This is a genomic window from Larkinella rosea (genome assembly GCF_003858635.1).
Classification (GTDB): Bacteria; Bacteroidota; Bacteroidia; order Cytophagales; family Spirosomataceae; genus Larkinella; species Larkinella rosea.
Genome location: NZ_RQJO01000008.1, coordinates 742,097 through 756,103 on the forward strand (window position 1 = coordinate 742,097; position 14,007 = coordinate 756,103).

Sequence of the window (14,007 nt, forward strand, 5' to 3'; positions counted from 1 at the left end):
GCGGTACAGTGCAACAGCAGAGAGGCTGGCTTGAAACGAACGGTTTTAGGCCAGCTTTTCGGTTTAAAAATACCCCAATACCCGAAAATCGTACGGTTTTCCAGAAACGACTCGACCTGTCCGGACGACTGCCCCGGTTTGGCGAACCGTTTTCGTCGAACGACCAGCCTGCTGGATTTTACGGTTTCTCGTAGCCTTCCAACTAAATAGCTATTTTTGCATTGGCCTAGGCTGATGCGTAAAAAGACGTTAGTATCAGGGTTAAAAGGCAACCAAATCGGCGATGAATCAAGCTGAATCAACAGAGTTATTTTTGGCCGGAGGGGGCGAAATGGGACAACTGATCCGCACCATGGATTGGGCCCAAACCCCCCTGGGCCCCGTTCATACCTGGCCCCAGAGTCTACGTACTTCGGTGGGTTTGTGCCTTTCTTCAACCTTTCCGATTCTGATTGCCTGGGGACCGGAAACCATTCAAATTTACAACGACAGCTATCGACCCATTTGCGGGGCCAAGCACCCCGAATCGATGGGTCAGAATTTCCGAATCTGCTGGGAAACCGCTCTACCGGTTGTTGGCGACGCGTTCACCCGGGGGCAACAGGGCGAAGGAACCTACATCCAAGACCAGCGGATGTTTCTGGATCGGTATGGCTATCTGGAAGAAGCCTTCATGACGTTTTCATTCGCGCCGATCCGCGATGAAACCGGCGAGGTGGGTGGCATTTTTCACCCCATTACCGAAACGACGGATAAGATGCTCAGCGCCCGGCGAACCCAGGTGTTGCGGGATGTGGCGGCCCAAACCGCTCAGGCAAAAACCAATCAGGACATTTATGATCGGTTGCAGGCCATTCAGCCGGGAATTGCCCTCGATCTGCCGTTTTTGCTCTTTTATGAAATTTCTCCCGATGGTCAACAGGCAAAATTAGTCAGCAGCAGCGGTTTGTGGGCCGACCGTACTTTACCGGCCAACCTTCTGGAACTCCGGATTGATTCGACCGATTGGCTATCGGATATCACCCAGCCCCGCGTTGTTGAAAACCTGACCGGGCAGATTGGGCCATTGCCGAGTGGGCCGTATCCCGAGCTTCCCCATACCGCGTTGCTGTTGCCGATTGTCATACCGGCTCAGTCGCAGCCAGCGGGTTTTCTGCTGGCGGGCGTCAGTTCCCGGCGGGCTCTGGATGCCGAGTACCGGACCTTCTATGATCTGATGGCAAATACCATCAGTACCGCGTTTTCAAACGTGTACGCCTATCAACAGGAGCAGCAGCGGGCCGAAGCGCTGGCGGCCATCGACCGGACCAAAACGGCCTTTTTCAGCAATGTCAGCCACGAATTCCGAACGCCCCTGACGCTGATGTTAGGCCCACTGGAGGAACTCCTGCAATCGACGGAATTTCAGACGTCACCGTATCAGTCATCGGTGGGAGCGGCCTACCGAAATGCACAGCGGTTACTTAAATTGGTTAATAACCTGCTGGATTTCAGCAGAATCGAAGCCGGACGTATCAATGCCTACTTTCGACCGGTTGATTTAGGTGCCTTAACAACCGATCTGGCCAGCAGCTTTCGGTCCCTTGTCGAACGGGCTGGACTGGAACTGGTGGTTGAGTGCGACAACGTGCAGACTGCCGTCTACGTCGACGCGGATAAGTGGGAAAAAATTGTCCTTAACCTCCTGTCAAACGCCTTTAAATTTACCTTACAGGGCCGTATCCGCATTGAGCTGAGCGTGGAGGGAGAAGAGGTCGTTCTGCGGGTTTCGGATACGGGAATAGGCATTCCGGCCCGGGAACTCCCCCGGATGTTCGAGCGGTTTCACCGCGTCGAAAATGCGGGTGGGCGGACGTTCGAAGGCAGCGGAATCGGGCTTTCGCTGGTGCAGGAATTGGTACAATTGCACAGTGGGACCATCGCCGTCAGCAGTGAAGAAGGGAAAGGCAGTGTGTTTACTGTAACCATTCCGCTCGGAAAAAAACATTTACCGGCTTCACAGGTAAGCGACGAGGAAGGAACGAATCAGCGAAGCCATCTGGCCGACTCCTTTCTTGAGGAAGCCAACAGCCTTTTGGCCGAAACAAAACCGGTCTCTTTGCTGGAAAGTACGGATAAACAGGTTGTTTCCGGTTCCGAAGGTTCGATTCTGGTGGTTGACGACAACGCCGACATGCGGGCTTACCTGACCCGTATATTATCCCCCTATTTTGACGTACAGACGGCAATCCACGGCCTAGATGCCCTCGATCAACTGCGTGCGCTGACGCCCCAGCTGATTCTGAGCGATGTCATGATGCCCGTCATGGATGGCAAGCAACTGCTGCGGCAACTTCGCCAGGACGTTACCACGGCGTCGATTCCCCTCATTTTTCTGTCGGCCCGGGCCGGGCAGGAAGCCCGGATCGATGGGCTGGAAGCGGGCGCGGACGATTACCTGGTGAAGCCTTTTTCGGCGCTGGAACTGCTGACCAAAGTGCGGACGCAAATCAGTCTGGAAGCCTCCCGTCGTCAGGCAACCCAAGCCCTGGCCGACAGTGAAGCGCGCTACCGCCAGTTGTCGAAGGAACTCGACGAGCAGGTTCAGCAACGAACCGCCGAGTTGCAGGCGCTGGTCATCGATCTGCAACGCTCCAACGACAACCTCCAGCAGTTCGCTTACATTGCGTCCCACGATTTGCAGGAACCGCTCCGTAAAATTCAGTCGTTTAGCGGTATTTTACAGCAACAGTTTGGGCCCGAACTGGGCGAAACCGGTCAGGATATGCTGCTTCGGATGGCCTCTGCTGGTGAACGAATGTCGACGCTCATTCGCGATTTGCTTACGTATTCCCGCATTTCGACCCGCCAGCAAGTATTTGGCCCGGTTTCTTTAGAAAGCATTGTCAGCAAAGTGCTCAGCACGCTGGATTGGACCATTAGCCAACGAAATGCCCAGATTGAAGTTGGTCATTTGCCTGTTGTGAAAGGCGATGAAACGCAGCTGGGGCAATTGGTTCAGAACCTGCTTTCCAACGCCCTGAAGTTTACGCCGGAAAACCAGACGCCCCGGATTTCCATCCAATCCACCGAGCGTAACGCTGCTGATCTGCCGCCGGGAATTCGCCCGACCAGCACTGCAACGCGGTTTTTTGAAATCAGCGTCAGTGATCAGGGAATCGGTTTTAACATCAAGTACCTGGACCGGATTTTTCAGGTATTTCAACGGCTGCACGGCAAAAGCGAGTACCCCGGAACGGGTGTGGGGCTGGCGATCTGTCAGCGGGTGGTCGGAAATCACGGAGGAGCCATCACCGCCACCAGCGAGCTGGGAAAGGGAGCTACTTTTTTCGTGTACCTGCCACAATAAAGCGGTTTTTACTTCGGAACGAAGCAAGCGGCAAAGTGGAATTTGCGAACGCTTACTTCGTTCCTCAAAACGTTCTACTGACTCCACTCCGTCGGCGTACGATCCCAACGGTGGCCTTTTAGCTCGCTGACTAATTCGGTGGATAAACCGTTGCCGTCGCTGGCGGCCATGTTGGCTTCCACGTTGCGGAGTTTGCGCATGCCGGGGATGGTCGTGGCTACGTCCGGATTTTCCAGAATAAACCGCAGTGCCATTTCGGGTAGCGTCATTCCGGCCGGGATCAGCGGTTTTAGCGCGTCGGCATGGTCGATGCTGGAGTTCAGGTTTTCCGGTACGAAATACGTCGAACGCCAGTCATCCGCCGGGAAGGTCGATTCTTTCGTCAGCGTTCCGGTCAGTGTTCCCTCATCGAACGGAACGCGGGCAATGACGCCAATGTTTAGCTCACGGCAAAGCGGGAACAGATTGTCTTCCGGTGCCTGATCGAAAATATTGTAAATCACCTGCACGGCATCGATCAGATTGGTACGCAGGGTATTCAGGCAGTTGTCGGGTTCCCAGCGGTTTACGGAAATGCCCCACGCTTGCACTTTCCCTTCTCTGGTCAACTTCGTAATGGCTTCTTTCCACTCATCGTTGTCGGCCCAGCCATCTTCCCAGACGTGGAACTGCTGCAGGTCAATCGTTTCGACACCCAGATTTTTCAAACTTTTTTCGGTGTATTCAACAATGTAATCGGCTGGAAAAACATCTTTCAGAGCAAACTCCGGTTTCGATGGCCACTTGCGGTTTTTGGGCGGAATCTTGGTGGCTACATACAGCCGTTTATCGCTGTAGCGTTGGAGTAAATCACCCAGAATCCGCTCGCTCAGTCCCTCGCCGTAGCCCCAGGCGGTATCGAAGAAATTACAACCCAGTTCAACCGAACGGTCGAGTGCCTGATCGACCTCCTCGCGTTCAGACCCAGTCCAACCGGCCAGGCCCCACATGCCATAGCCTATTTCACTCACTTGCCAGCCAGTCCGGCCAAACGTACGGTACTGCATTTTTAGTTAAGAATTAAGAGTTATGAGTTATGAGTTATATTGCAATGGGAGCGCAACTCATAGAAGCTGCTAATTTGCAGCGCAAGTTTTAACTCTTAACTCTTAACTCCTAACTCTTCACTAAATAATGTTGATTCGTATCGTTCGAATGAGTTTTCAGGAGCGGAGAACCGCTGATTTCCTGGCTATTTTTGAAGCATCCAAACAAAAAATCCGTACGTTTCCCGGCTGTCTTCACCTTGAACTGCTCCGTGATCTCGATAAGCCAGCGGTTTTTGTAACCTACAGCCATTGGGAGTCGCCCGAAGCGTTGGAGAATTACCGCCGGTCGGAGTTGTTTAAAACCACCTGGGCCGCTACCAAAGTTCTGTTTGCCGAACGCGCATCGGCTTATTCGGTCGAAAAACTGGAAACCGTAACGACCTGAAATAAAACCGCTTGTGAATGCATCTTTTCAAATCCTGCGTGGTATTCTGCTAAGAAATAATTATTTTTAAGGTGTATTTTTTTCGGAACCTATGAACCCCTTTTCCGCCAATCGTCTATCTAAACTGCTCGCCGGTTGGCTCTGGGTATTCATGGTATATACCCACGCATTTGCGCAGGAAACGACCACCATAACCGGCCGGGTGACCGAAAAACAAACGGGGCAGCCGATGCCTTTTGCCAACGTTTACCTGAACAACACCACCCACGGCACAACGACCGACGACAAGGGGCACTACCGGCTCACCAATGTGCCGCTCGGTACCATCGAACTGGTGGCTTCCTTTGTGGGCTACCAGCCCACCCGCCTGTCGGTTCGCCTGGAAAACCCCCAGCCTCGCACGATCAATCTGGAACTGAAAAGCACGGGACTGACGCTCGCGGATGTGACGGTGAAAGCGAAGCGCGACAAAACCTGGGAACGGCATTACCGGGAATTTGAGCGGGAACTGCTCGGCAGAACGCCCTTTCGGAACCAGTGCGAAATCATGAACCCGAATGTGCTGCGGTTTACGTACGAGAAAAATGTCCTGAAAGCAACCGCTACCGAACCGCTGGTGATCGAAAACCGGGCGTTTGGCTACCGGATGCAGTACGACATGCAGTATTTTGAGGTGGAAACCAACGGCCCCATGTATTTTGCCGGGGCCACCCGGTTCGAAGAACTGAAACCGACCGATAACCGGCAGGCCGAACGCTGGCGGCACAACCGGCAACGGGCTTATCTGGGCTCAACGCGCCATTTAATGGCCAGTCTGGTGGCGGGAAATTACGAAAAAGAAGGTTTTTTGGTGTATCGGGTGAACCCAAAAAGTCCGGAACGGACGAACAGCACCAATTTATTCTGGGATATTAACCGCCATTTGCTGCCCGTCAATACTGATTCGCTGATTAAACCGGGACGGCTACTGTTTGAACGCCGACTGATTAGCCCGACGCCCCTGAAGGTTTTCTATACCAAAACCATTTCAAACTATTCGCCCTATCGGGATGCGCCGTATGCATACACCGAATTCCGGTTTCCGCAGGGAATGAGCGAGATAACGACCGACGGGCGGGTAACGCTGCCACTGGGGATGCTGGCGATGGGCTCGCTGGGCAACGACCGGTTTTCGTCGCTTTTGCCCGCCGACTGGCAGCCGGTTGCCACAGACAATAAACCGGATTCCGCGCTCACCGCCCCGATTGAAGGGCAGGTCCTGGCGTCCGACTACCGGCTGGATTCGCTGGTTCGGCACTGGAAACTGGCGCATCCGTATCAGGCACCCTCGGTATTTGCCCACATCGATAAACCGTTTTACGTCACCGGTGACCGGCTCTGGCTCAGTGCTTACGTACTCGAACCCTCCACCGGACAGGTGCTGTTTGGCGATGGCGCTTTGCACGTTGATCTGCTGACGCCAGAAGGCAAGCTGGTGCAACACCAGTGGCTGCGCATCAGCGAAGGACGTTCGATGGGCGATTTTCGGCTTTCGGATTCGCTGGCGACCGGTATTTATCGGCTTCGGGCCTACACCGACGAAGACTACGCATCGACCCGACCAGCGTTTGAACGGACGATTCCGGTTTATAATCTATTGCGGGGAACCGCAAACGGCGTTGTCAACGGACCGACCGAACCGGATGTTCAGTTTCTGCCGGAGGGAGGGCGTTGGGTAGCCGGTTTACCGACGCGAATGGCTTTCAAAGCGGTGGGGCCGGATGGGCGCGGAAAAACCGTGTCGGGGCGGATTGTGGATGGGCAGGGACAGGAGGTAACTCGTTTTACGAGCAACCGGTTGGGAATGGGCAGCGTGGTGCTGAGTCCTAAAATCGGTCAGTCGTATCAGGCCGAAGTTCAGCACGAAGGACGGGTTCAACGGGTGGCTTTACCGGCCGTTGAGCCACAAGGACTGGCGCTGAATGTCGATGCGGTGAGCGATACGACCGAACTGGTTGTGCGGATTCTGGCCAACGGGTCCCAACCCGATCCGGTTATCTACCTGACTTTTCAAAGTTACGGGCAGTTGATTCAGCGGGCCAAAATGAAGCTGCAGGGCGGAAAAGCCCGTTTGAGCCTGCCGATGGCCGTTTTGCCGCCCGGGCTCTGCCAGATTACCCTGTATGACGCCAACGGACAGCCCCGCGCGGAGCGGATCATGTACGTGCCGGAGTCGATTCCGTCAGCCCGGATCAGCGTGATGGCCGAAAAAGCGAAATATACCCCGCGGGAACGGGTCGTTCTCAACCTGAAAGTAACCGACCGGCCCGATGCGCCGTCGGTTGCAACGCTGTCGGCGTCCGTCACCGATGCCGATCAGATTCCGGAGGACTCCGCCGGGGCCGATATTCGAACGCATCTGTTGCTGACCGGCGATTTGCGCGGCCGCGTCGAACAACCCGGTTTTTTCTTCAAAGACACCACGGCCGCGTCGCGCCGGGCGCTGGATGATCTGTTGCTGACGCAGGGCTGGCGTCGGATTGGGCTGCGAAAACCGGAATCGCCGGGGGATACGCTGGGCGGCATTGTATTCAGTGGGCGGGTTTTGGACGAAAAGCGTAACCCGCTCCCGTTTGCCGAACTGCTGGTTGCCGCGCCTGCTTCGACCCAAAACATTCCGCATTCGATTGGTACCAACCGCTATGGGCGGTTTCGGATGGCGGGCCTGGGCGTAACGGACACCCTGCAGCTGCTTGTTCAGGTGATGAATACCCAGTTTAAATCCATCAAGGCAACGGTTGAACTCGATACGGCCGGGATCGTCTGGAAGCCATCGTTAAAGGCAGCCGAACCCGCGCCCGACTGGCGGCAGTTTCAGCATCAGCTCGATCTGGCCCGCTTGCGTCAGGAAGCGGATCCGGGATTGTATCGTGACAAACAGGTAAAAGTGCTGAAAGAAGTAACGATCAAAGGGTATCGACCAAAAGACCGGGAGGAAGACATGGGGCCCAGAAGCCTGCACGGGTCCGCGGATGCAACACTTGTTTTCGATGCAAGGTCTCCCGTGTATGCCAATGTTTATGAAATGCTGCGGGGAAAAGTGGCAGGTGTTGAGGTGAAGCAGACGATGGGTGGGTATACCGTCAATATCCGGAATGCTATTTCATTCGGCACCGGTAATTCCATGCAACTGCAGTCGCCTTTGTACCTGCTAGACGGATCGTATTTAACCGAAACGCCGGATGGAAATGCCCTGCTGAGCCTGAATCCCAATGATATTGAGCGGATTGAGGTATTGAAAAATGCGACTACATCGGCGATTTACGGGGCGCGGGGCGGCAACGGCGTCATTGCGTTCTACACCAAACGGGGGTTGCCCAAGAAAAACAAAGCGCCCGAACCCAGCCCCGGACTGAATCAGATGCCGTTTCTCGGTTTTCCGGCCCAGCGGGAATTTTACGTGCCGCGCTACGAAGAAACCACTCCGGCGGTTTTAGCCGACCAGAATGCGCCCATCGACCGCCGGGATGTGCTGTACTGGAAACCGCTGGTGCAGACCGATGCCAAAGGAAATTCCAACATTGCTTTCCCGTTATCGGATGTCGTTCGAACCATCCGGGTGGTTGTTCAGGGGAGCACAACCGACGGTCGGCCGGTAGTGGGAATCACGAAAGTGAGGGTGCAGTAACGTACCCACGGACTTTAGTCCGTGTTTTTTTAGATAGATTGAGGACAGGGAAACACGGACTAAAGTCCGTGGGTACGATTTACATCTCGCCGAAAAGTGCCTTTAACTCCTTCGCGTCGTGCGGTTTCATGCGTCCGGCCAATACCAGCCGGAGTTGGCGACGGCGGAGTGCGCTGGCAAATAGCTCTTTTTCGGTTTCGGTTTCGGGCGTAACCGGCGGCACTTCGATGGGTCGTCCGTTTTGATCGACGGCAACGAAGGTATAAAACGCCCGGTTGGTGCTCACGCGCGTGCCCGCCGGTATATCTTCCGCCCAGACTTCGATATTGACCTCCATCGACGAATTAAAGGCCCGCGTGACCTTCGCCTGCATCATCACGATATTTCCCAACTTGATCGGTTCCGAAAACGAAACATTATCGACCGATGCGGTGACAACCACGCGGTTGGAATGTTTCTGGGCCGAAATGGCGGCACAAATGTCCATCCAGTGCAGCAAGCGTCCGCCCATCAGGTTGTTCAGCGTGTTGGTATCGTTGGGCAATACCATTTCGGTCATGGTAACGAGCGACTCGTGGGCAAATTTGGGTTGTGGCATGCCGAAATTTACAAAATATTCGATTCGATTGACGGTTTTAGCGGTTTTGGGCAGTCCACGTTTTGCGAATACTCAGAAAACCGCCCACCGAATTATCGTACAACTGACCGGCATCGGCGGATACAGCCGCCGTGACGACAGAACCGCCCAGCCAGTTGACCGGAATTCCCAACTGCATCAGCGATGACAACTGACGGGGTTTTTCGGAATAGGGCACATCGTACGTTCCGTAATTGATGCTGTAGGATAATTTCGCCAGCAAATCCACTCGCCCCGCCACCCGCGCGCGGAGTCCGGCGTGAAAAACCTGAATGCGGTTATTAGTAACGATCCAGGTGGAGTTGTCCTGGTATTTCTTCGTTATGTCGGGATACCGCGTGATGAATGGGGAGCCCAAAATGCGATTCTGATACGCCCAACCTTCGCGGTATTGCGAATTATTGAAGTAATTATCGCGCCCCTCGCCCCGGCGCAGGGTACTGAGTCCGTATAAATCCAGAAAAGAACCGCTCTGGCTTTTGGTCAGCAGCATCTCCAGTAGCAAATCTTTCACCTGAAAAACCGCATCCGACGAAACCGCCCGGTGGAGCTTAATACCGGTTAAGCCGTCGGGCAGGTTGGCAAAAATCATCCCGGATGAGTCTTCAAACGGATGCTGGTGATACAGAAACAGGCTGTGGGTTTTCCCGGGGATTTCCAGCCCAAAATCGTAGCTGCCGAGGTGATTACCAACCCGATTATACCCGTCGAAGTTCGTATAATTGGCCCCGCCCTGTTTGTTGCGGTGCTGAATGGTGAGGAAAACCATCCCAAAATCGCTCAGTCGACCGGGTAGTTGCCCGTTCACGGCCAGGTTTGGATCGAGGTAGGCCGATTTTCCGCCCCACTGCGCATTGTGATTGATCCCGGCATAAAGCCGAAAACCCCACGACGGTTTTCCGAGTCGCCAGATGGTCGATTTCTGGTGCAGAAAAGAGTGTTGCATGTAATCGGTATTGGCAAACCAGCCGTGGGCGATAAAGGCGTTGACGCCGAGCCAGCCGTTGCGCCAGAGTGGCGTAAAACCGTTGGTGCCAAACCGGATTTTGGTCATGGGAAGCGCGTTGCCCGACCACGACCAACTGCCTGTGGATAGGGTCGTATCGACCAAACCGATCACCTCCCGGCGCCGACCCGCCACCAGCTCGAGCGCCCGGTGCGTTACCCGAATATAAGCTTCCGGAAGCAGCAGCTGGGTTACTTTACCGGTATTTCCCACGACTTCAGCCCGGTAATCCAATGTCCACGCGCGTCGGTTTTGACTGGTATCCACCAGCGAAACCGCTCCAAAAACACCCGCACGTACGGTGACGATGGGATTTTGAGACGGTACTATGCCAAATTGATTGCTTCGCAGCCAGAAGGGTGTGTTTGTCGCGGATGACGCCAGACCACCGGCTTCCATATAAGGATTAATTCGATTTTGGGCATTGATCTGGTGAGATAAGATCAGTAGCAGGAAACCGTAACGTTTTTTCATACGTTTGCTAATCTACTGATTTTGTTGAGGTTCTCACGAATCTTTCTCCTTTTTCCGGGCTTCCTTGCGCTTTTCGCGCTTCTGTTTCCGTTCTTCCTTTCGCTCTTCACGCCGTTCCTTCCGGCTGGCTTTATTTTCCTCGCGTTTTTCCTTGTAGTCCTCTTTCAGGTTCTGGACGGCATCTTTGAAGGTCACAGTATTGTCAAATTCCTTTGAAAAGGCTTCGACGTAGGCATTCCGTAGCACACCGATGATGATCGGCCAGACTTCGGTTTTCGTATCCTTGACGGTTCCTTTTAACGGAATCCGGGTAGCGACCTGATCTTTTTTCTGGTTCTTGAGAATTTCTGTACCGCCCTGCGCCAGCAATTCAGTAAAAAACCGGCTGACCGTCCGGTTTTCACCTGGTTCTTTCAGCTTGAAAATCTTCATGTCTTTGGTCAGCGGTTTGAAATACCCCACCAACCGACCGTCGTACATGGCCATTTCGCTGTACACACTCACCGTGCCGCGTTCGAAATCCACATTGCCATACTTCCGCGCCAGGTCGTTGAGTTTAACCAGTTGAAGATTGTCGAAGCTGAGGTTGTAATTGAAATCCGGCAGCGGTTTGAGCAGGTACATGCCAGCCGCAAACTTCATGGTGCCGCCCCAGCCCGGCACGTCGCCCGTAGCGGTAACTGGCGATGGCAACCGGCCTTGCTTTTCCTCAACGTTGCGGATATTGCGGATTTCGAGGGCGAATTTCTGAAGAGAAAGATTCGTTTTGGTGGCTTCAAACAGGTTGACCAGCTCCACTTTCCCGTCGTAAGCCGCAAACCGGTTGATTTTGATGGGTAATAAATCTTTCACCAGTTTGGTCCAGTCGAGTTCTTTACCGGTTTGGCTGGCCTGTTCATTATTGCTAAAGGCAAAGTTCAGTTCGGGGCGATAACATTCGACTTCGCCCACCAAAGCACCCTTAAACAGCGATTTCCATTCGACCGACAGGTCGATTTTGGGAGCATACAGGAACGGTTCTTTGATTTTACCGTTGATTTTCCGAATGCGCAGGTCTTTGATCTGGTAAGAACCCGTGATGAGGGCAATATCGACGTCTTCGACATGGCCCGTATAGGAGCCCATGTCGGCCATCAGTTTATTGAGGTACCGCAGAACGAAGTAGGGGAGCAACAATCTGGCGATTATCAATAAAATGACAATCGCCAGAATAATTTTGGTGGAGCGTTTCAAAGCAACTTGGGTTGATGTTGCTTATAAAACTGGAAACCAGCGGAATGGTTACGTATCCACGGACTTTAGTCCGTGGGGGCGGTTTTACCGGCGGCCTGGTGAGAACTTCCGGCCGTCGAGCGTGGCGTATTTAAAATCGGCGGGGCCGTCAAAAACCGTATTTTCGAAGCTGGAATTACGGGGCAAATGGGTGTATTTAAAATCCGCCATGCCGTCGAAGCGCGTGCTGTTGAAATTGGCACCCTCGTCGAACTTCGTGTATTTGAAATCGGCATACTGGCTGAATCGGGCTTTACTAAATCCGATTGCTTCTCTAAAACCGGTGTATTTAAAATTACCCAGCGTACTAAACCGGGCGTCGCCGAAATCGGCCGCAGCCCGGAATTTGGCGTATTTAAAGTTGGCTTCTTCCCGAAACGTACTGCCGGTAAACAGGGCCCGTTGTTTAAAATCCGAATATTTGAATTCAGACCCTTTTTCGAACGTGCAGTTTTCGAAGGTTACGGCCTCCGTGAAATGGGCGGCATAGGTAACCCCGTTTCCGCTCCACCGGCGGCCTTCCTGATCGATGTGTTTATAGGCCAGAAAATCGCCTTTGAATGTACAGTTCCGGAACGTGACCGGTGTTTCAACGGTACTTTCGTAGGCATCGTTGTCGCCCCAGGAGCCTTCGGTAACGCGTTTTTTATTGGCCAGTTCTGTCAGGTCGAGGGTGCCGGTGATGGTGACATTTTCGTAGGAAATAACCTCTTTCCGGTTGATTTTAGCAATTATTTCGCTGGCATTGACCGTGCGTTGCGCCCAGGCAGCTGGCAGAGTGATGAGAGCAAAGAGAAGCGTAGTTAGTACATTTTTCATAAGGGAAGATCTGATTTTCCCTAAGGATGAAAAATAACCGGCCAAGGTTGCACGTACCCACGGACTTTAGTCCGTGAAATCCTCAACATGAGAACTAACGTCCGATTTGTCAAAATGGCACGGACTAAAGTCCGTGGGTACATTATGGCAGCCAGAGCGCTTTGTCATACGCGGTCTCGTAATCGAATTCTTCGAGGGGGACGAAGTCCGCAAATTTCCCGGCTTCGTCCATTCGGATCGCGTACCACAAACCGGTGGCATCGCGAAGCAAAATCCGGTAGCCGTAGAGCGGATGATAGGTGTCGCTGTCGGTGCGGTGATCCCAACCGGTTTGTAATTCGATGGCAAAGGCAATCTGCGCCAGCGCTTCATTGATGTAGGCCATCAGGCTGCCAAAACCGTCCAATTCTTCCATCCAGATCACCAGCCCATCGATTCCCCAATCGAATAAAGGAGCAGCAGAAACCCGATCGGATGGTTCGGTGATAACAATTTCGTTTGCGGTCATTGTGATAAAAACTGGAAAATGAAAAATAAAAAACGCTACATGTTGAATATCAGTGTATTGATTCGACGGGTTGCGTTTTTACGATGCCTGCCGGAGCCAGAAACCGGTTTCTTCCGGTTGTTGCTCTTTCCATTTGCGGAGCCAGAAGCGGTATTTTTTTCGTCCGTAGTCCACAAAATCCGGAATCGAAGTGGCATCGACGGCAAAAAGCCGGTGCGGTTTCTGTTTCTGAACACCAATCAGTACAAACCGGAACTGACGGGTTTGCACCCACTCCTGGTTGTCGGAATGGCGGAGGCTGTCGAGGTAAAAAGCCACCTGCCGGTCGTAATCGTAGTCGTAGCAGCTCTGCAGAAACTGGCTCTGGGTGCGGGCCGAAGTGGTTTTGAAATCCAGAATCAGCACGCTCCGGTTTTTTGGGCTGGTATACACCATATCCAGCCGGGCTTTGCAGGCCAGTTCGGTTGCCGGATCGGTAAAAAGCACCACGCGTTCGCGCTCCGATTTCCGCAGGTACCGGCCACAGAACGAATCGCGACGAACCTGCTCGGTGAGGTGTTCTAGCCGGCCCGACTCGACCGGTTTCATATCAGGCAGCAACTGCTCGATAATTCCGCCGACGCTTTCCGGTTCCAGCAGGTGCGAATGAAAGGCTCGCCCGAACTGCATCGCCCGCTGCGGCACAAACCGGTTCGACGTATAGCCTAAACTCTCTTCCTTCAAGCGGGTCAGATCGGAATTGGAAACCCGCGGAATGGAACGATAGTCGATCAATTCGGTAATCATACGGATTGGATTTTGA

The 14,007-nt window shown here is 53.5% G+C and carries 11 protein-coding genes; 4 read left to right on the forward strand and 7 right to left on the reverse strand.

What is annotated here, in order from left to right; translation table 11 throughout:
• The first annotated feature begins 8 nt into the window (after nucleotides 1-8).
• Both EHT25_RS32980 and EHT25_RS11855 read left to right on the forward strand, forming a co-directional pair.
• Nucleotides 9-194 carry a hypothetical protein gene (locus EHT25_RS32980; RefSeq protein WP_124874695.1) on the forward strand — a complete coding sequence of 62 codons (186 nt, stop codon included), beginning with the start codon at nucleotides 9-11 and terminating at the stop codon, nucleotides 192-194.
• Nucleotides 195-283: 89 nt separating this feature from the next.
• Nucleotides 284-3,349: an ATP-binding response regulator gene (locus EHT25_RS11855; protein WP_124874697.1), complete on the forward strand. Its 3,066-nt coding sequence runs from the start codon at nucleotides 284-286 to the stop codon at nucleotides 3,347-3,349.
• Nucleotides 3,350-3,423: 74 nt separating this feature from the next.
• Here the strand turns inward: EHT25_RS11855 and EHT25_RS11860 are convergent, their stop codons facing one another.
• Complete coding sequence (locus EHT25_RS11860; protein WP_124874699.1) at nucleotides 3,424-4,395, reverse strand: aldo/keto reductase; 972 nt, start codon at nucleotides 4,393-4,395, stop codon at nucleotides 3,424-3,426.
• A 127-nt stretch (nucleotides 4,396-4,522) separates the two neighbouring features.
• On the opposite strand from EHT25_RS11860, the gene EHT25_RS11865 reads away from it, so the two are divergent.
• Entirely contained in the window at nucleotides 4,523-4,822 is a 300-nt protein-coding gene (locus EHT25_RS11865) for a putative quinol monooxygenase (RefSeq protein WP_124874701.1), read from the forward strand.
• A 91-nt stretch (nucleotides 4,823-4,913) separates the two neighbouring features.
• Nucleotides 4,914-8,489 carry a carboxypeptidase-like regulatory domain-containing protein gene (locus EHT25_RS11870; RefSeq protein WP_124874703.1) on the forward strand — a complete coding sequence of 1,192 codons (3,576 nt, stop codon included), beginning with the start codon at nucleotides 4,914-4,916 and terminating at the stop codon, nucleotides 8,487-8,489.
• Nucleotides 8,490-8,568: 79 nt separating this feature from the next.
• Here the strand turns inward: EHT25_RS11870 and EHT25_RS11875 are convergent, their stop codons facing one another.
• The 6 genes from EHT25_RS11875 to EHT25_RS11900 form a co-directional block, all read right to left on the reverse strand.
• Nucleotides 8,569-9,087 (reverse strand): acyl-CoA thioesterase, encoded by a 519-nt coding sequence (locus tag EHT25_RS11875; RefSeq protein WP_124874705.1) that lies wholly within the window; start codon nucleotides 9,085-9,087, stop codon nucleotides 8,569-8,571.
• A 37-nt stretch (nucleotides 9,088-9,124) separates the two neighbouring features.
• The gene (locus tag EHT25_RS11880) at nucleotides 9,125-10,606 is read right to left on the reverse strand and encodes a capsule assembly Wzi family protein (protein ID WP_124874707.1); all 1,482 of its coding nucleotides are present in this window, start codon (nucleotides 10,604-10,606) and stop codon (nucleotides 9,125-9,127) included.
• Nucleotides 10,607-10,639: 33 nt separating this feature from the next.
• Nucleotides 10,640-11,839 (reverse strand): DUF748 domain-containing protein, encoded by a 1,200-nt coding sequence (locus tag EHT25_RS11885; protein ID WP_124874709.1) that lies wholly within the window; start codon nucleotides 11,837-11,839, stop codon nucleotides 10,640-10,642.
• Between the two features lie 84 nt (nucleotides 11,840-11,923).
• The gene (locus EHT25_RS11890; RefSeq protein WP_124874711.1) at nucleotides 11,924-12,697 is read right to left on the reverse strand and encodes a pentapeptide repeat-containing protein; all 774 of its coding nucleotides are present in this window, start codon (nucleotides 12,695-12,697) and stop codon (nucleotides 11,924-11,926) included.
• A gap of 142 nt (nucleotides 12,698-12,839) precedes the next feature.
• Nucleotides 12,840-13,205 carry a hypothetical protein gene (locus EHT25_RS11895; protein ID WP_124874713.1) on the reverse strand — a complete coding sequence of 122 codons (366 nt, stop codon included), beginning with the start codon at nucleotides 13,203-13,205 and terminating at the stop codon, nucleotides 12,840-12,842.
• 78 nt (nucleotides 13,206-13,283) lie between these two features.
• Nucleotides 13,284-13,991, reverse strand: a complete 708-nt coding sequence (locus EHT25_RS11900; RefSeq protein ID WP_124874715.1) for a PD-(D/E)XK nuclease-like domain-containing protein — start codon at nucleotides 13,989-13,991, stop codon at nucleotides 13,284-13,286.
• Nucleotides 13,992-14,007 lie beyond the last annotated feature (16 nt).

Coding starts and splice junctions, on each gene's coding strand:
- EHT25_RS11880 (WP_124874707.1), bottom strand. CDS start 10,606: ATGAAAAAACGTTACGGTTTCCTGCTACTGATCTTATCTCACCAGATC.
- EHT25_RS11895 (WP_124874713.1), bottom strand. CDS start 13,205: ATGACCGCAAACGAAATTGTTATCACCGAACCATCCGATCGGGTTTCT.
- EHT25_RS11865 (WP_124874701.1), top strand. CDS start 4,523: ATGTTGATTCGTATCGTTCGAATGAGTTTTCAGGAGCGGAGAACCGCT.
- EHT25_RS11890 (WP_124874711.1), bottom strand. CDS start 12,697: ATGAAAAATGTACTAACTACGCTTCTCTTTGCTCTCATCACTCTGCCA.
- EHT25_RS11870 (WP_124874703.1), top strand. CDS start 4,914: ATGAACCCCTTTTCCGCCAATCGTCTATCTAAACTGCTCGCCGGTTGG.
- EHT25_RS11875 (WP_124874705.1), bottom strand. CDS start 9,087: ATGCCACAACCCAAATTTGCCCACGAGTCGCTCGTTACCATGACCGAA.
- EHT25_RS11900 (WP_124874715.1), bottom strand. CDS start 13,991: ATGATTACCGAATTGATCGACTATCGTTCCATTCCGCGGGTTTCCAAT.
- EHT25_RS11855 (WP_124874697.1), top strand. CDS start 284: ATGAATCAAGCTGAATCAACAGAGTTATTTTTGGCCGGAGGGGGCGAA.
- EHT25_RS11860 (WP_124874699.1), bottom strand. CDS start 4,395: ATGCAGTACCGTACGTTTGGCCGGACTGGCTGGCAAGTGAGTGAAATA.